The sequence below is a fragment of the Rummeliibacillus sp. TYF005 genome, from assembly GCF_003844195.1.
In the GTDB taxonomy this organism is placed as follows: Bacteria; Bacillota; Bacilli; order Bacillales_A; family Planococcaceae; genus Rummeliibacillus.
Genome location: NZ_ML122550.1, coordinates 61181 through 80047, shown reverse-complemented (window position 1 = coordinate 80047; position 18867 = coordinate 61181). Strand labels below are relative to the sequence as shown.

The 18867-nt window shown below is 34.8% G+C and carries 14 protein-coding genes; 7 read left to right on the top strand and 7 right to left on the bottom strand.

Annotated elements, in window-relative coordinates; genetic code table 11:
* Positions 1-161 precede the first annotated feature (161 nt).
* Positions 162-2375 carry a ribonucleoside-diphosphate reductase subunit alpha gene (locus CW357_RS07495; RefSeq protein WP_119414060.1) on the top strand — a complete coding sequence of 738 codons (2214 nt, stop codon included), beginning with the start codon at positions 162-164 and terminating at the stop codon, positions 2373-2375.
* A 14-nt stretch (positions 2376-2389) separates the two neighbouring features.
* Positions 2390-3430: a ribonucleotide-diphosphate reductase subunit beta gene (locus CW357_RS07490; RefSeq protein ID WP_119413972.1), complete on the top strand. Its 1041-nt coding sequence runs from the start codon at positions 2390-2392 to the stop codon at positions 3428-3430.
* Positions 3431-3487: 57 nt separating this feature from the next.
* Here the strand turns inward: CW357_RS07490 and CW357_RS07485 are convergent, their stop codons facing one another.
* From CW357_RS07485 to CW357_RS07465, 5 genes are all read right to left on the bottom strand, one after another.
* Positions 3488-4570, bottom strand: a complete 1083-nt coding sequence (locus tag CW357_RS07485) for an MFS transporter (RefSeq protein WP_241155058.1) — start codon at positions 4568-4570, stop codon at positions 3488-3490.
* Between the two features lie 433 nt (positions 4571-5003).
* Positions 5004-6695: a b(o/a)3-type cytochrome-c oxidase subunit 1 gene (locus CW357_RS07480; protein ID WP_124217728.1), complete on the bottom strand. Its 1692-nt coding sequence runs from the start codon at positions 6693-6695 to the stop codon at positions 5004-5006.
* A complete protein-coding gene (locus CW357_RS07475) occupies positions 6696-7172 on the bottom strand; it encodes a cytochrome c oxidase subunit II (protein ID WP_124217727.1) in 477 nt (158 codons plus the stop codon). It abuts the gene before it with no gap.
* 32 nt (positions 7173-7204) lie between these two features.
* Complete coding sequence (locus CW357_RS07470) at positions 7205-7327, bottom strand: cytochrome c oxidase subunit 2A (protein WP_119413976.1); 123 nt, start codon at positions 7325-7327, stop codon at positions 7205-7207.
* Between the two features lie 265 nt (positions 7328-7592).
* Complete coding sequence (locus CW357_RS07465; protein WP_119413977.1) at positions 7593-8387, bottom strand: TIGR00266 family protein; 795 nt, start codon at positions 8385-8387, stop codon at positions 7593-7595.
* 294 nt (positions 8388-8681) lie between these two features.
* Here CW357_RS07465 and CW357_RS07460 point away from each other — a divergent pair, with 294 nt between their 5' ends.
* Positions 8682-9854, top strand: a complete 1173-nt coding sequence (locus CW357_RS07460) for a saccharopine dehydrogenase family protein (RefSeq protein ID WP_119413978.1) — start codon at positions 8682-8684, stop codon at positions 9852-9854.
* 62 nt (positions 9855-9916) lie between these two features.
* Here CW357_RS07460 and CW357_RS07455 read toward each other — a convergent pair whose 3' ends face one another.
* Positions 9917-11308 (bottom strand): polysaccharide deacetylase family protein, encoded by a 1392-nt coding sequence (locus CW357_RS07455; RefSeq protein WP_119413979.1) that lies wholly within the window; start codon positions 11306-11308, stop codon positions 9917-9919.
* Between the two features lie 141 nt (positions 11309-11449).
* Here CW357_RS07455 and CW357_RS07450 point away from each other — a divergent pair, with 141 nt between their 5' ends.
* Both CW357_RS07450 and CW357_RS07445 read left to right on the top strand, forming a co-directional pair.
* On the top strand, positions 11450-12196 hold the full coding sequence (locus CW357_RS07450) for a threonine/serine exporter family protein (RefSeq protein WP_119414061.1): 747 nt from the start codon (positions 11450-11452) through the stop codon (positions 12194-12196).
* Between the two features lie 10 nt (positions 12197-12206).
* On the top strand, positions 12207-12671 hold the full coding sequence (locus CW357_RS07445) for a threonine/serine exporter family protein (protein WP_119413980.1): 465 nt from the start codon (positions 12207-12209) through the stop codon (positions 12669-12671).
* Positions 12672-12742: 71 nt separating this feature from the next.
* Here the strand turns inward: CW357_RS07445 and CW357_RS07440 are convergent, their stop codons facing one another.
* Positions 12743-14755, bottom strand: a complete 2013-nt coding sequence (locus CW357_RS07440) for a bifunctional diguanylate cyclase/phosphodiesterase (RefSeq protein WP_124217726.1) — start codon at positions 14753-14755, stop codon at positions 12743-12745.
* Between the two features lie 509 nt (positions 14756-15264).
* Between CW357_RS07440 and CW357_RS07435 the strand changes: the two genes are divergently transcribed.
* Positions 15265-16998, top strand: a complete 1734-nt coding sequence (locus tag CW357_RS07435) for an ABC transporter ATP-binding protein (RefSeq protein ID WP_124217725.1) — start codon at positions 15265-15267, stop codon at positions 16996-16998.
* Positions 16991-18814: an ABC transporter ATP-binding protein gene (locus CW357_RS07430; RefSeq protein ID WP_124217724.1), complete on the top strand. Its 1824-nt coding sequence runs from the start codon at positions 16991-16993 to the stop codon at positions 18812-18814. The genes CW357_RS07435 and CW357_RS07430 overlap by 8 nt, the downstream gene beginning before the upstream one ends.
* Positions 18815-18867: the final 53 nt, after the last annotated feature.

Sequence of the window (18867 nt, the reverse complement as noted above, 5' to 3'; positions counted from 1 at the left end):
GTGGAAGTACATATTTCACAGCATATTTCGTATGTTTTTTGCTGTGGTTTATTTGTTTCCATTTCAATTAGAGCGATCGTTAGTCGAAGAAGACTGATGATCGTTTTTTATTTTGACTAATAAAATCATTTGTATAAAAGGAGACGACAATATTGGTAACAATGATTGATGAAAAAGAAATAGTATTGCAGCGTTTGGAAGATGAATTTGGTAAAGAAGAAATCAGTCCATTACGACGCAAACATGAACGTTTTGAAAAAAAGCATCCCAATGCCGCAGAAAATGAATGGACAAAGGCACTAGCTTTAGACGCATTAAGCTTTTTAGACGAAGAAGAACCGTATTGGACATTTGTTGCAGCACGTCTTTTACTAATGGAAATTTATAAAGAAGCTGCTGACAACCGACAAGTTTCAATAGAGAATGTGTATAAAGTGTTCACTGAACATATTCATAAGTTCGTTGCGAAAGGTCTCTACAACCCAATTTTAGTGAATGCTTATTCAAAAGATGAATTACAACAATTAGCGAAAGAATTAGAACCAAAGAGAGATCAATTATTTACTTATATAGGGTTAAAGACGTTGATGGATCGCTACGTCACACGTGATTTTGATAAGAAACCTATTGAATTACCGCAAGAGCGTTGGATGGTTATTGCCATGACCCTAATGCAACAAGAAAAAGAGAACAGAATTGAAAAAGTAAAAGAAGCTTATTGGGCAATGAGTAATCTTTATATGACGACAGCAACGCCAACATTAGCAAATGCAGGGAAAACACATGGCCAACTATCAAGTTGCTTTATCGACACTGTAGATGATAGTTTACAAGGTATTTATGACTCTAACACAGACGTAGCAACACTTTCAAAATTTGGAGGCGGTATAGGTGTGTACATGGGCAAGGTTCGTAGCCGTGGATCATCTATTCAGGGATTCAAAGGGGCATCAAGCGGCGTTATTCCATGGATCAAACAACTAAATAATACAGCTGTATCAGTAGATCAACTCGGACAACGCCAAGGTGCCATTGCTATTTACTTAGATGTATGGCATAAGGATATTTTTTCATTCCTAGATTTGAAATTAAATAACGGCGATGAACGAATGCGTGCACATGATATTTTCACTGGTGTCTGTTTACCTGATATTTTCATGGAAGCTGTAGAGAATCGTGAAGACTGGTATTTGTTTGATCCACATGAAGTCCGTACAGTAATGGGATTTGACCTAGAGGATTCATACGATGAAAAACGTGGAGAAGGGTCATTCCGTAACAATTATTTAGCATGTGTTAATAATCCACTATTATCTCGAGATGTTGTACCTGCGATTGATATTATGAAAAGGATTATGCGTAGTCAGTTAGAAACAGGAGTGCCATTTATGTTCTATCGTGATGAAGTCAATCGTAAAAATCCGAACAAACATAAAGGAATGATCTACTCGTCTAACTTATGTACTGAAATTGCACAAAACATGTCTCCTACAGAATTTGAATCGGTAGAGCTTGAAAATGATATCATTGTTACTCGTCGTAAAGCTGGAGATTTTGTGGTATGTAATTTATCATCTATTAATTTAGGAAGAGCTGTTCCAGCAAATGTATTAGAACGACTAATTCCCATTCAAGTTCGCATGCTCGATAATGTTATTGATTTGAATAATATTCCTGTAAAACAAGCTGCACTAACAAACGAACGCTATAGAGGTATTGGTCTTGGTACATTCGGTTGGCATCATCTATTAGCAGTCTCAGGTATTGCTTGGGAATCGGAAGAGGCAGTCCAATTTGCGGATAAATTATACGAGAAAATCGCCTATTTAACAATTCAATCCTCTATGAAACTTGCAGAAGAAAAAAGTGCATATCCATTATTTGAAGGGTCTGATTGGCATACAGGTAGTTACTTTGAAAGTCGTGGCTATCATGATGAAAAATGGACAGACCTCAAGCAAAAGGTAGCACAAAAAGGAATGCGCAATGGCTATGTAATGGCTGTTGCACCAAATTCTACAACATCTATAATTGCTGGAAGTACAGCAAGTATCGATCCTATTTTCCAAAAAAGTTATTCTGAAGAGAAAAAGGATTATAAAATCCCAGTAACTGTTCCAGATTTAAATGAAAAAACAACTTGGTACTATAAATCGGCCTATTTCATCGATCAAAATTGGACGATTAAACAAAATGCAGCACGTGCTCGACATGTTGACCAAGGAATTTCATTAAATTTATATGTTCAAAACACAGTAAAGGCGAAAGACTTACTAGCACTTCATCTAAATGCATGGAATAGCGGCGTCAAAACAACTTACTATGTTCGCTCTACATCCGTTGAATTATTAGAATGTGAATCTTGTGCTAGTTAATGGGGGAGATAAAAATGACTGAAGTAAAAAAACGTGTGTTAATGGATAAAGAAGCACCGAACCGCTCAACTAAAATTGTCAATGGCCGTTCTTCTAATATACTAAACTGGGATGATGTTCAATTTAGTTGGGCATATCCAAAATATAAAAAAATGCTAGGTAACTTCTGGACACCATTTGAGATTAATATGAGTAACGATATCAAACAATTTCCACAGTTAACAACTGATGAACAGCAAGCGTTTAAGAAGATTATTGGTTTACTAGCATTGCTAGATAGTATCCAAACCGATTATGCAGGCCGTATTGCTGATTATTTAACAGATTCAAGTCTCAACGCATTGATGATTATTTTGGCGCAACAAGAAGTCATTCATAATCATTCTTATTCTTACATTTTGTCTAGCCTTGTTTCAAAAGATGAGCAAGATGAAGTGTTCGATTTCTGGCGTACTGAACCTGTTCTTGAAAAGCGTAATGACTTTGTGATCAAAGGATATAAACAATTCGCAGAAGAACCAACTGTAGAGCATATGCTAGATTCGATTGTGTATGATGTTATTCTAGAAGGTCTATTCTTCTATTCGGGCTTTTCATTCTTTTATCACTTGGCACGCAATCAAAAAATGGTCGCAACAAGTACAATGATCAACTACATTAACCGTGATGAACAATTGCATGTAGATCTGTTTGTGAAAATATATAAACAATTGTTAGAGGAATACCCAGAGTTTAATACAGCTGAACGAGCAGAAAAAGTAGAAGCAATCTTCCGTGAAGCGGCTGAGCTTGAAATTGAATGGGGTCGAGAAGTGATAGGGGATAAAATTGATGGTCTAGATATTGAAGATGTAGAAGATTATATATACTTTTACGCAAATGTTCGTTGCAACCAACTTGGTTACGAACGTCCATTTGAAGGATATCGCAAAAATCCGATGAAATGGATCAAAGCTTACGAAGATGTGGACCTTGGCAAAACGGATTTCTTCGAGCAACGTTCACGTCAATATGTGAAAGTCAATGTTCAAGACAATGGTTTTGACGAACTATAACTCTTGATAACGAGAAAGTGCTGCACCAATTCAAGGATTGGACAGCACTTTCTTGTGTTAGTTTTCCTTTTTAATCATCACGAAAAGACAAAGAATAATAGGTAAAATGAGTAAAGCTGAAGATGCAATTCCGTAAGAGATAGAAGTGTATAATGCTATTACACCAATAATGGGGCCACCAACAATTTGTCCAATGGCATCCAATTGGCCGAACATCGACAAAGCTGTAGCTCTACCTTTTGATGCTAGTCTTTCATTGGTCATTGTACTGGATATAGGGTAATAAACTTTTCGTAAAGTGCTAGCCATCAAATATGTTATGATTGCGAGCGTAAAATATGAGCTAAAAGCAAAAATAAGTACCATAATGGTTAACAAACTATTTGTAATTAGAAGAATTACAGAATAGTTTTTATGAATGTGACGTTCTATATATTTCAAAATAATCATATTCAGCAAAAAGGTAAAGGCATAAAAAGCACCAAACCAATAGACAGATGTTTCTTCAGATAAATGGAAGTCCTCGATAAAACGTGCTCCCCATAGCCGATCGTAACCTTCACTTGCTAATCCCCATAGTACGGTTATAACTGCCAAACTTATGAGTATCGTATTGCCTCGAATTTGATTAGCACCATCTCGAATCGTAATGAATAAATGACGGATTGTCGTAATATCTTTTGAATGAGTTACTTTGATAAACTTTGTTTCTGGCATGATTAAAAACGCGCCCAAAGACAATAGGATGAGCATTATACCCGCAATAATAATCGAAATCTTGACCGAGAATAGTGTAGCTAGGCAAACGCTAATTAAAATACCTAGAAATTGCCCCAATGATTCAAACTGTGCACCTTTCAAAAATACAGAATTTAAGTCTTTTCCATTTAGTTCATCTGCGATCCAAGCTTCTTCCGCACCACTTATAAATGTCCAACCAATACCCCATAGTCCAGAAGCAATGGCAATTGACCAAAATGAAGGAAAAGTCCCTTCAAACACATGTGCAATACCAATGATTAAAGTTCCGATGAATAATGATCGCTTACGACCAAAATGATCTGCTATTAACCCTGTAGGTATTTCAAATAAAAAAATAGTGGCTTCTAGAATTGTGCCTAAGAACAAGTTGGAGAGCATTAAGATTGGCATCTACAACATAATAGAGTGCATTAACCGTAAATACAATTTGTATGAACAATGAGCGTAAACTCGTAACAGTATAATAGATATTTTGTATCTTCAATTTTTTTCCTCCGATTAAATAGGATATCGGAGGTCAAACTCTCAAAAATTAAGACAGTATGTCCTCCGATTTAATGTTGAAAGTTTGTATGAATCTTTTCATATTCGTCACTCCTTCGATAATTTTAGAATTATTATAACATTTAAAATAACAATAATGGAAAATTTTTAATATAACTAATAACATGAATCTTAAATAAGGGAAATTTGAATAAGATGTAGTAGTTCAATATAAAAATACGCTTCTCCATTTTAATGAAGAAGCGTATTTTTATTTTAGAACACATCTAGACCATGAAATTTAAATGACATTAACTTAAGCTGATGTTTACCAAAGTTTAAAACCTTTTGAACCAATAGGGGAATTCTCAATGATATTGTAAATCGGAAATGTATAGGCAATCAGGATTAAAGCAGCTAATATAACAATCCATACTTTAAAATTTTCCAATATGGGAGGCGTCTTTTCAGCTTGAGGAGCCAATTCAGCGATTGGAAATTCTTGCTCACCTTTAGGTGTAAACCACCACAGGCTTACACAAATATAAAGAAAAATAATTATTCCTATAAATAAGAATGTACCTCCAATTGCTTGAGCAATTTGATACGATGCCCAAGTCTCTGCGATTTCAGCACCGCCATAGTTAGAAAAAGCGGACCTTCTTGGTGCGCCCAGCAACCCCTCAAAATGCATGCCAATCGCCAGAAATAACATACCAACAGCCCAACAGATTGTTTGAATGATTCCTAATCTATTCAATGAAGGGGTGAAGATTCTTCCTGTTAAATGTGGTATTAACCAATACGATGCGCCGAAAAATGTCAAAACGGCAGTTGTGGCGAGAGTTAAATGGAAATGACCAGTTACCCAAATCGTATTATGAACGACTTGGTTCATCTGAAACGAGGCATTGATAATACCGCCAGCTCCACCTGGTACAAAGGCTACCATACCTACAAATGGTGCAAGAAAACGAGCATCGCCCCAAGGCAATTTTTTTAGCCAACCAAACAAACCTGTTGCACCAAGCTCACGACCACGCATCTCAAAGGTAGCGAACATAGAAAAAGCTGTAATCATAGACGGGATGACAACCATCATCGTTAAAACAACTTGTATATATTTTGATGGACTATCAATTCCGGGGTCTGTTAGTTGATGGTGAATTCCCACTGGAATAGAAAATAATATGAACATGATAAATGACAATCGAGCTAATCCATCTGAAAATATTTTTCCTCCAATAATTTTAGGAATAACACAATACCATACCATGTATGCTGGTAATAACCAAAAGTAGACAAGAGCATGTCCAAAATACCAAAACAGAGTTCGGGTCAATAATACATCTACACGTTCTACTAAGCCGAAGGACCAAGGTAATAGTAAGAATACGACTTCAATTGCTACCCCTAAAGTTGCGACTACCCAGAGTAAGCTATTACAAACAGCCATAAAAGATATTAAGGGAGTAGTTTTGCGTGGATTCTCTTTACGCCATTGTTCCCAACGTAGACAATGTCCCATAAGATCAACCCACGATCCAATAATAAGTAGTGCTAACCCAAGATAGAAGATCCAGTGTGCTTTTAAAGGAGCGTAAAAAGTATAAAGAACAGATGCCTCATTTAGTAAAATCATAATGGTTGCCATAATTGTCCCAAGCGTCATTAGCCAAAAACCAATCCATCCGAGTATTCTTTGTGTATCTGAAAGTGCACCAGAAGTTCTACTTACAGCAGCAGTTTGAAAGCCTAGGATAAAAAAGGTAGTGAAGACAAGGGCTAATAATACACCGTGAATCGTTAAAATTTGATAATAACCTAATGGTGCAGGAAGTTCAAAATACCCCGAGCGAACAAGTACTTGCAGAAGCCCTGCAGTAGCTCCCAAAAGTAGAGCTATAAATGCAACATACATATGAGCTAATACGAGATGAGCATCTTTGTTGTCTACTTTTAATACACCAGCAGTTTTAGCAGAAAAACTTTCTGTTGGTTTTTGCTTTTGTTTCTTCATTTAATCCACCACCTTTAACATTGAATGCATTTGAGCATGTCCCACACCACAATATTCGTTACAAACAATTAAATAGTCACCAGCTTTATCAACAGTTGTTGTATATTCAGAGATATACCCGGGCTCTGCCATCATATTGACATTCGTACCGGCAACTTCAAATCCATGAATGACATCTTTAGAAGTAATGATGAATTTAACTTTTGATCCTTTAGGAACATGCAATTCAGCTGGATTATAATAAAAAGCGGAGGCTACTAATACCACCTCATAATCCCAATCCTTCCCTGATACTCTGTGGACACCAGGATTATTGAAAGGAGCGATATCATCAACTTTTTCATAGTTGATCGTTTTTATAGAACTTGGTGGATGGCTCCCATAATGGAATGCCATTATACCCGTTATTAAGAGAAATACAATAAGAGAGGCACCACCAAAAATAAGCCAATATTTCTCATATTTGTGTAGATGCATTAACTAACCTTCTTTCCAATTCCCAATAATATTTAAAAACGATCAAGATATATTTTTAGAATAGATGACCAAGTCATAATGATAAAAATGCCTAGTGCTATTACAAAGAAAAAGGTTCCTTTTAGATTAGCATCTGGTTGTTTTTTGTCTCCCATAATGGACCTCCAATAATGAATTCTTCTAGTGACAGTTCGACAAGATATGCTAACATATTACCCATTTTTATAAATGGACATTCAAGAAAGAGATTATTGACGTAAGTCTATGGGATGATTCATAACAGATACTTTTAGAAAAAATAAAATGCTCCACACTATCTTCTTTTCAAGAAAATAATGTGAAGCACAAATATGTTATACACTTTTTGGTTTTGTAGTGTGGTACTACATCTCTACGGAACAATTAGTTTTCTGGTGAAGACTAGTTATCACTAAACATGTTAAAGAAACCACCAAGCCCTTTTTCATCAGAAGAAGGACCTCCTGGAGTTTGGGGAGCTGCTGCGAATACTCGACTTGCTAAACGGCTAAATGGTAATGATTGAATCCATACTGTACCAGGACCACTAAGAGTTGCAAAGAATAGCCCTTCACCACCGAATAATGCAGTTTTTACGCCGCCAACTGCTTCAATATTATAGTCGACAGAGCCTGTCATTGCGACAAGACATCCTGTATCGACTCGAAGCTTTTCGCCCGGTTGAAGATCTTTTCGGATAATTGTACCTCCAGCATGGACAAAAGCCATACCGTCGCCTTCTAATTTTTGCATAATAAATCCTTCGCCACCGAAGAATCCAGTACCTAACTTTCTTTGAAATTCGACTCCGATTGAAACACCTTTAGCCGCTGCAAGAAATGCATCCTTTTGACAAATAATTTTGCCATTAAATACGCTTAAATCCATTGGAATGATTTTCCCTGGATAAGGTGCTGCAAACGAAACATGTTTTTTACCCATTCCTTCGTTAGTGAAGGTTGTTACAAATAAACTTTCACCAGTGATTAAACGTTTGCCAGCCCCCATAAGTTTACTCATAAAGCCACCAGCACCACTATTGGAGCTATCTCCAAATAGTGTTTCCATTCGAATGCCATCTTCCATCATCATTAATGCACCAGCTTCAGCAATAACTGTTTCGTTTGGATCTAATTCAACCTCTACAAATTGCATATCATCGCCATGTAGTTTGTAATCAATTTCATGATTATTCATTTCTATACCTCCAGTTTAATTTAACTCTTCAATTTAAGTATAAATACGAAGTGATATGAAGAAAAGTTTCAACAACAATTCTAAATTTAATTGTTATAAAAAGAGGGAATAACCTTTTTGTAGAGAAAATATAAAATAGAAATATATTGCTTAAAGTAGATAATAATGATTTCAACTAGTATAAAACGTTATTTATTTACTTGTGAGATAACACATGTAGGTCCGGCGTTATGCATAAAGATATAAAGAGTACAGTAAGTTCTAAAATCTATATTGACCAAGGGGGATCATAATATGAAAGTTGCAGTCTTGGGTGCTGGTCTAATGGGAAAAGAAGTTGCACGTGATTTAGTAAGAAATCCTAATGTTGAAAAGGTTTTTTTAGCAGATTTAAACGTTGTCCAAGCACAGGAATTTGCTGATAAACTTCAAACTGATAAAATTGAAGTTTTAAAATTAGATGCTTCAGATGATCAACAACTTAAAATTGTAATGTCGAAAGCAAATGTTGTTGTGAATGCGCTATTTTATAAGTTCAATGAAAAAGTGGCTCGGACAGCAGTTGAGATAGGGGTCCACTCTGTTGATTTAGGTGGTCATATTGGTGGGGTAACGGATAAAATATTGAAGCTTGATTCTGAAGCAAAAGCAAAAGGTATAACAATTATTCCAGATTTAGGCGTTGCACCTGGAATGATTAATATTCTAGCTGGCTTTGGAGCTTCTAAATTAGATGCTGTTAAAGAGATTAAAATATATGTAGGCGGTATTCCGGTGGAGAAGGAGCCTCCTTTAGAATATAACGTTGTATTTTCGTTAGAGGGCGTTTTTGACCATTATACTGATCCTTCCTATGTTGTTAGGGACGGGGTATTACGTGAAATTCCTTCTTTATCTGAAATTGAACCTGTCTATTTCAAAGGATTTAAGGGATTAGAGGCTTTCCATACATCAGGAGGATTATCAACGTTAACGCAATCATTCCCTGATATTCAAACTTTAGAATATAAAACAATCCGTTATTCTGGACATGCAGAGAAGTTTAAGTTACTCGTGGATTTAGGATTAACGAGTAAGGATACAGAAGTAAACGTTGATGGGAACAAAGTAAAGGCAAGAGATGTACTACGAGAAGTATTACAAAGTAAATTAGAACTTGGTAAAAAGCGAGATGTTGTATTATTACGTGTTCTAGTAAAAGGTGAACGTAATGAAGAAGCAGTTACTTATGAATATGAAATGGTCACTTATAAAGATGCAGAAAATAATGAAACTGCGATGGCGTTAGCCACAGCAAATACTATTTCAGTTGTTGCCCAACTAATTGGTGATGGTACAATTGCTGCGAGTGGAGTATTTCCACCAGAAAAAATTGTCCCAGGAGAAGCGTATATACGTGAAATGAAACATCGAGGAGTCACTATTATAGAAACGAAACACCGCTCAACAAATATTGTAAAGGGGTAAGCATATAAACAGGGCTTCTAAAAATTCACAGACTTAAGGTGAACTTTTAGAATGGCCCTTTCTTATTTTTTCTTTTCCATATTATTTAGTTCTGAGACAGTAACAAATGTATACCCCTGTTTTTCCAGATAGTTAAGTACATTGTCAAGCCCATTTGCTGTTGGCATATGAATATCATGCATTAAAACAATGGCCCCAGGATAAGTATATTTCTTAACATAGGATAAGAGTTTTTTTGAATTACGATGTTCCCAATCTCTTGTATCGACGCTCCACAAAACAGTAGGAAGTTTCGTCTGTGAGCGAACCCTGTTGTCTACAGATCCATACGGAGGTCTAAAGAGAGTAGGGTTATGTCCTGTCGCTTTATGGATTGCTTTGTTTGTCATTGATAATTGTTTTTTAATTTGCGCATTTGTTAGTTGCTTCAAGTTGGCATGTGTGTAGGAGTGATTTCCAATTTCATGTCCTTCTTTCCAAACTTGTTTAGCAATTTTAGGATTAGCATTTACTTGAGAACCGACCATGAAAAAGGTTGCCTTTGCATGGTGTTTCTTTAATATTTTTAATACTTTAGGTGTTACTGTATTACTTGGGCCATCATCAAATGTTAAGGCTACGACTTTTGTAGGTTTCTTCTGTACAGCTTTTTTAACTTTTACTTTATATGGTTGTGCAACTATGTTATTAATAGAAGATAAAGGAATATGAACAGCTTTTATCTTTGTAATATTTTTGGATAATATACTGCTATTATAGTAAATAGTCAGTGTTTGATCGGTAAGAGAATAGTTTTCGAAGTTTATCCAAAGTGGTTTTGTTGCTTTTTTAATAGAAGGCGTGTTCATAATATTTTTCAGTTCTTTGTCCTTACTCATTGCGTCTTTAACAGCATTAGCTAATTGTGTTAAGCTTTTTTGAGACGGAATAACATCTTGAAGTAAGATTTGCTTATTATTTTTTTGATCGTACATAAAGGTCTTTACAGTTTTTTGCTTAGAATCTTTACCGATATATATAGATTGTGTTAAAACAAATGAGTAATATTTTTTCTTGTGTATGATAGTTTTGTATGTAATAGACAGATTGCCAGCTATTTGATCATCTTTTTGGAGTGACTTTTCCATATCCTTTAAATATTGGTCGCGTACTTTATGTATAGTATCTTTTACAGATTGATTGAATACTTTACTGGATGTCTTCGGATATTGAATGGTATAAGGTGCATTTTTATTGGTGGATTTTTCAGTAACAATGTAAATACCATTATACTTTGTCTTTTCTTTCACTATATCTGCTGATGCAGCCAATGCAGTATGTTCATGATCGTTGGAAGAGATATTGCCATTTCGCATACTAACTAGAAAAATGGTGAGAACAGTTAATGATAGGATCGCACAAATTAGTAGAAGGTCGACCCAACGTGGTTTTTTCTTTGGATGAATGGTGGTCACTTCCTAACTTCCTCCTTTATTGTTGATAATTTCATTCTAACTTATTAGGGCTTAAAAGAGGATAAAAAATTTAGAAAAATTTCATTTTTGTTAAAATAATTTAAAAATAGTCAAATTTATGAAGAGGTGAGAGGGGAATTGATTGAAACAGCCCAAGAAGAATTAGCAATCGATTGTTTTCTTCTCGCAGGACGGTTACTGATACAAAGTGGTGCGGAAACATACCGTGCAGAAGATACAATGCTTAGAATGGCAATTTCACAAGGTTTAACAGATGCCCAAAGTTTTGTTACGCCTACTGGTATTATATTTTCTGCGGGGCATAAAAGACCCACAAGAATCGCACAGATTTCAAGTCGTACAACAGATTTGGAAAAAATAGCGTTTATTAATTCTGTTTCTAGAAAGTTAACTGCGGGTGTAATTACTCTAGAAGAAGCTTATAGCGAATTGATAAAGATTGAACATACTGATTTATTCTTTCCAATCTGGGTACAAGTTTTAGCTTCGGCAATTGCCAGTGGCTGCTTTTTAATTTTGTTTAATGGGACATGGGTGGATTTTCCTTCAGCAATGGTAATTGGGGGAATTGGATACCTCATTTTTTTAGCAATGCATTCTTTGACAAAGGTTAAATTTTTTGCTGAATTTACCGGATCGTTATTTGTTGGATTACTATCTGTTTTAGTGTATAAAGCAGGTTTAGGATATCAGCTAGATAAAATTATCATCGGTTCTGTTATGCCATTAGTACCTGGTTTGCCAATAGCAAATGCTGTACGAGATTTAATGGCAGGTCACTTTGTATCAGGGGTTGCTAAAGGAATGGAGGCACTTTTAACGGCTTTTGCAATTGGCGCGGGTATAGCACTTGTGTTGTCATTTTAGGAGGAGATTTATGGATTGGGTTGTTCAAGGGATACTTAGTTTTATAGCGACAGCCGCTTTTGGCATTATTTTTAATGCACCAAAAAGGACATTATTCCATTGTGGTTTAGTTGGTATGATGGGGTGGATGATCTATTATGCATTTATCCGACAAGGTGTAGATGAGGTATTTGCGTCATTTGCTGGTGCCTTTATCATTTCAATTGTTGCACATATATTAGCACGACAATTCAAAACACCGATGATTGTATTCAGTGTTGCGGGGATTATTCCGCTTGTGCCGGGAGGACTAGCATATAATGCGATGAGAACAATTGTTGAAAATGATTATCCAGAGAGCATACAATATGCTGCAAGGGTATTTATTATATCAGGTGCAATTGTGATGGGATTAGTGTTTGCAGAGGTATTTATGCAGTTAATCTTTAATGCAATACGTAAAAGAAAAGCGAAATTAGTAAAATCTTCTTCATAAATAAAGCGATTGGATTCTAATAAGTGAATCCAATCGCTTTTAAAATTTATAAGGAATGCAGTGCGCAATAATTATAATAATTTTACGACTTCTGATGCCTCAATCGGTCGGCTGACGTGGAATCCTTGAATTGCATCACATCCAAATTCCGTAAGTATATCTTGCTGTTCTTGTGTTTCAACACCTTCTGCAAGGACGCGCATATTAAGCGATTTTCCAAAATGAATAATACCTTGGATCAACTTTTGGCTTTTTGGTTGATATTGAATAGAAGAAATAAATGCTTGATCTATTTTAAGTTGAGATAATGGTAATAATTGCATATATCTGAAAGATGCATAACCAGTACCAAAATCGTCTAGAACAAATACAATTCCATCATTTTGCAATTGCTTCATTTGTTGAATAATAGATGCTTCAGCTTCAGCTTCAAGTGCAAATTTTTCTGTAATTTCGATACGCAATAATTCAGTAGGACAACCAGTTTCCTCAAGAATTTTACGTATTTGTTTGACCATATTTTTATCTTGAAACTCTCTTACAGATGAGTTAATACTTACCTTAAGATCAATCCCTTTTTTGTGCCATTCGGCAGCTTGTTGACAAGCTTGTTCCAACATGAATGAACCAATATCATTGATTAATCCAGTTTCTTCAGCTATAGGAATTAGTATATCTGGCGGAACAGATCCAATTTCTTCATCATCCCAACGAACTAAAGCTTCCACGGTAGTGATTCTACCAGATTTTAAATCTAGTTGTGGTTGATATAAGACTTTTAAATCTTTTTTATCTAACGCAACAAGTAAACGCTTTTCAATAACTGATTTTGTATGTAATGCTTTATGATCAGCTTTTGATAGACTAACAATGTTGCCACCACCTTCAGCCTGTACTTTTTGAATGGCAGCATGTGATGCTTTCATCAAATGAGTAAAGGACACTTGATCATCTGGATATTTTGTAATTCCACCACTGATTGAAAGGGGAAGAACTCGACCATTTACGTAAATCGGATGTTGTTCCAAATAAGATAGGAAACCTTGGATAAACCATTCGCCAAGTGGAGTTATCACAACAAATTCATTGGTATTAATACGTGCCATTGAACTATCTTGGAAAAACATCTTCATTCTTTGTGTAAATTCTTGAAGTAAAACTTTTTCTGCTTGATTGTTATATAATTCTTTTAAAGAATAAAATTGATCAATGCTAAAATAGACAAAAGAGAAATGATGATTTTCTGCAATCATTTCGTTAACAATTTGTTCTAAGCGATATCGGTTCATAAGACCGGTTTCATGATCGATATAGGCGATTTTCTCTAATCGGTTTTGTAAGATTTTTTTCTCCGTAATATTATTTTCAAGTGTTATGAAGCTAGAAGGTGTTTGAGAAGAAGTATAGATTGGAATTGCCGTAAGGTCGACCCAATAGGATTGTCCATCTTTTGTTATTTTTTCAACTTCTCCTTTCCATATTTTTCCTTTAGTCAATTCTCCCCATATTGTATCCGCTATTGTAGTACCATCAGATTGCTCAGGGAACATTTTCCAAAAACTTTTTCCTATTATTCGTTTCGGTGTCCAATTGCTATATTTTAAAAATAGATCATTCGCGTATGTAATTAACCCTTCGTTATCAATAGATAGCATCATAAAAGAAGATTCTAAACCTTCACGAATACTTGAAAACTCATTGAAAGATCCAATTTTTTTCTGTTCTGATGAAGCCATTATAAATTGACAAAAAATTAATCGGCTATTATCAATGGTAAATGATTTGAAGGTGATGGGAATATTCAAAATTTCTCCACTCTTAGTATGTACAGCAATAGGTTCTAGTTGAAACAATTCTGTAGAATGAATAATTTCTTGCCATAATTCTTTATATAGATTTGTCCTTTCCTTTTCTATAAAGGGAGTGGAATTTCCAATTACTTCTTCTTGTTTATAACCAAATGTCTTTTCTGCTTGACGGTTCCAAACAACAACTAGGCCTTCAGAATTCAAAATCATCATTGGATAGGGTGTTTGGTTTAATACAGGATTAGCAGCTTGAAAAATTGTTTGAATATCATTCATGAATTCTAAGTCTCCTTGAGTTTTCTATATTTATTATTATAGTAAATAGAAAGTGATAAGTCATTAGTAATAGAATGAGAGTTAAAGAAAAATTTTTTTAGGACAATAATAATGGAGAGTTTTAAATTTATTTTTGTGAATACAGTAGTATATATATAATTAATAATTTTAGAGTTAAGTAATACGTATTGTAAAAATATAGATAATAAATTTGTTATATAGAACGTAATGCTTATTCGCATAAATGACTAAGGGTAGAGTTAGTGTTATGAAAGAGTATAATTATCGAATTATTTAAGCCGTTTATGCTAACAATCTCTTAATTGTATGCTACTTTATTATTACCATTGTATTTGGAAAATTTGCTAATTACAATTATTTTGCTGTATTCTCGTTTTTTTTCTATTCATATCTTTAGTATAAAAAAACAGTAAAATGTATTACGTAGTTAAAGAAAATTCGAATTTTTTAAAAATAATTATATGGAACAGTAAGAAAGGAGTTTATCATTGAATACGATATTTCAATACATAAAAAGGTATAGGTTATCTACTATTATAGCGCTTATGCTAATGTTTGTTGAATTAGCTGTAGAGCTTACGCAACCATTACTTATTCGAAAAATAATAGATGAAGGAATCGTTGTAGGGGAAAGTCATACGATTTGGCTATGGGGGTCAATTATGATGCTTCTTGCATTACTTGCTTTCTTGGCAGGTATTTGTAATTCTTTTTTTGCAGGGTATGCTGCACAAAATTTTGCTTATGATTTGCGAAATGCACTGTTTAAAAAGGTTCAATCATTTACAATGGCAACTTTTCTTCAATTTCCTTCTGCAAGTTTAATCACACGGTTAACAAATGATGTAACACAAGTGCAACAGGTATTCTTTATGAGTTTACGTATTATGTTGAGAGCACCTTTAGTAGTTTTAGGTAGTTTAATCATGGCATTTTATGTGGACGCATCATTGGCCATTTATTTATGCATTGGAATACCAGTTCTTGCGGTTTTTATGTATATGATGGTGAAGAAGAGTATCGGTCATTTTGCATTAGTTCAACATAAAGTAGATCGTGTAAATCGAATGATTCAAGAAAATTTACAAGCGATGCGTTTAGTAAAAGCTTATTTACGAGGTTTATATGAAGTGAGTCGCTTTGAAAAGGTTGCAAGTGCATTAAAAAAAGATACGTCAAGTGCTTTACGTTTAATGGAATATATCCAGCCTATATTATTAATCGTGATGAATATTGCGATGTTAGCTATTTTATGGTTTGGAGCAGGGCAAATTCAAAACGGGAAAACCAATATTGGAGATATAGCAGCGATAGTCAATTATACAATGCGTATGACCGGTTCGTTTTCAATGTTTGCTTTTATCATTACACTTTTTTCACGTGCGAAAGCATCGGCAACTCGTATGGAAGAAATACTATTGATCAAGGATGGAATAGAGGAAGTTGTTTTACCTACAAAAATAGAGGCACCATATAAGAAAGGCGAAATTGTATTTGAAAATGTTTCGTTTAAATATCCACAAACAGACAGATACGTATTGAAGAATATTTCATTTAGCTGTAAAAAGGGTGAGAAAATCGCCATTATGGGTGCAACTGGTTCTGGAAAATCAACGTTATTGCAGCTTATCACCAAATTTTATGAAGTAGAAGAAGGTCGTATATTAGTCGATGGCGTAGACATTAAAGAATGGAATTTAAAGAATCTTCGTCAGTCAATCGGATATGTACCACAGCGGTCATTGTTATTTACAGGAACTATTTTTGACAATATTACTTGGGGGAAAACAAAGGCGACAAAAGAAGAAGTAATAAAAGCCACAAAACAAGCTCAAATTTATGATTCCATAATGGACTTTCAAAATGGATATCAAACACGTGTAGGTCAAAAAGGCGTTAATTTATCTGGTGGTCAAAAACAAAGACTATCTATAGCAAGAGCAATTTTACGAAAACCTGAGTTTCTATTGTTTGATGATAGTACAAGCGCTCTAGACGTAAAAACAGAGTCTGCGTTATGGAAAGCGTTAGAAGAGGAACAAGCAACGATGCTTGTGGTAACACAGAAAATACGAACAGCTAAAGGTGCAGATCGAATTATATTATTAGAGGATGGTGTTCTTTCTGCATTTGGAACACATAAAGAGTTAATAGCAAGTTCAATTTTATATAAAAAAATTGCGCAATCCCAAATGGAACTGGGGGTAAAAGGTGATGATTAAATCAAAGCTGCGATCATATATATATGAACCTGTTTTAACTAAAGAAGATATTCAATCTTCAAAAAAGAGAAAAGGCGCAAGGGCAAGCGATTGGCGAAAAACATTAGGTCGAATTTGGAAAATCGTAGATGAACAAAGGGCTTTGTTAATCATCATTTTGCTAATGGTCGTTATAAGTTCAATTTTATCATTATTAGGTCCATATCTAATCGGTAAAATAATTGATGACCATATGATAAAAAAAGATTTTACAGGTTTAAAAAGTATGATTTTAGTTCTGATATTTGTTTATATTGGATTGTCTATCTCAATATTTTTGCAAAATTATTGGATGATTGGAATCGCACAACAAACGGTATATCGAATGCGAACAGGACTATTTGCAAAGTTTCAACGATTACCAATTGCATTCTTCGATAAAAGGCAACGTGGCGAATTGATGAGTCGTATGACCAATGATATGGATAATATTAGTTCCACCTTAAATAGTACATTTATCCAAGTGTTTTCGAGTGTTATAACGTTAGTTGGAACTTTGGTAGTAATGTTTTCAATGAGTCCGCTACTGACTTTTTTAACGATGCTAATTATTCCTGTTATGTTTGTTTCTACTCGTTGGATTACGAGAAGGACAGGGAAATTATTTAAAACACAACAACAAGCTTTAGGATCACTTAATGGAATGATTGAAGAGACCATTTCTGGTCAAAGGGTAGTTAAGGCATTTTCTCAAGAACAACGGATGATTGATGAGTTTGCTAACAAAAGTAGTGATTTACGTAGAGTAGGGTATTGGGCAAATGTATACTCAGGTGCAATTCCGAAAACGATGAACTTATTAAATAATACCAGCTTTGCAATTGTTGCAGGAGTCGGTGGAATTCTAGCATTAAAAGGTTATGTTTCTATTGGAACAATTGTTGTTTTTTCTGAATATGCTAGACAATTTACAAGACCTTTGAATGATTTATCGAACCAGTTTAATAATGTACTGTCAGCTATAGCTGGTGCAGAACGAGTATTTACGATAATGGATGAAAAAGAGGAGCAAGACCAAGGAAAAGGCGAGTTAATACGCGAAATTCGAGGAGATGTAACATTTGAAGATGTATCTTTCCAATATAATTTAGAGGAAGATATAGCAACAATAGAGCATATTAACTTTCATGTGAAAAAAGGACAAACAGTTGCTTTAGTTGGTGCTACGGGGGCTGGTAAGACAACTATTATGCAGTTACTTGCTCGTTTTTACGATCCTCAACAAGGACGTATTTTAATCGATGATTGTCCAATCCAGACAATCTCTCGACAAAATTTGAGAAGCCAAATGGCGTTTGTCCTTCAAGAGCCTTTTTTGTTTGAAGCAACTGTTAAAGAAAATATTCGTTATGGAAGACTTCAAGCAACCGATGATGACGTTGTTAATGCAGCAAAAAAAGCTAATGCACACAATTTTATCATGTCATTACCAAACGGTTATGATACCGTTTTAACTGCAGATGGAGGAGAAATTAGTCAAGGTCAAAGGCAATTGTTATCCATTGCAAGAGCATTGGTGGCCAATCCGGCTATTCTTTTGTTAGACGAGGCAACTAGCAGTATTGATACAGTAACGGAATTAGAGATTCAAGAGGCTTTAGAGCGATTAATGGAGGGCCGTACAAGTTTGGTCATTGCGCATCGATTAAATACAATTAGAAAAGCTGACCTTATACTAGTTATGGAAAAAGGAAAGTTAATAGAATCAGGGGAAAGGGAAAAATTGATAGCTAAAAAAGGCGTGTTCTATCAAATGTTACAACAGTCAACATTATAAGCTAAGACTTGTTTTGAATAAGCCGTTCAAAAGTAATTTAATTTGCTTTTGAA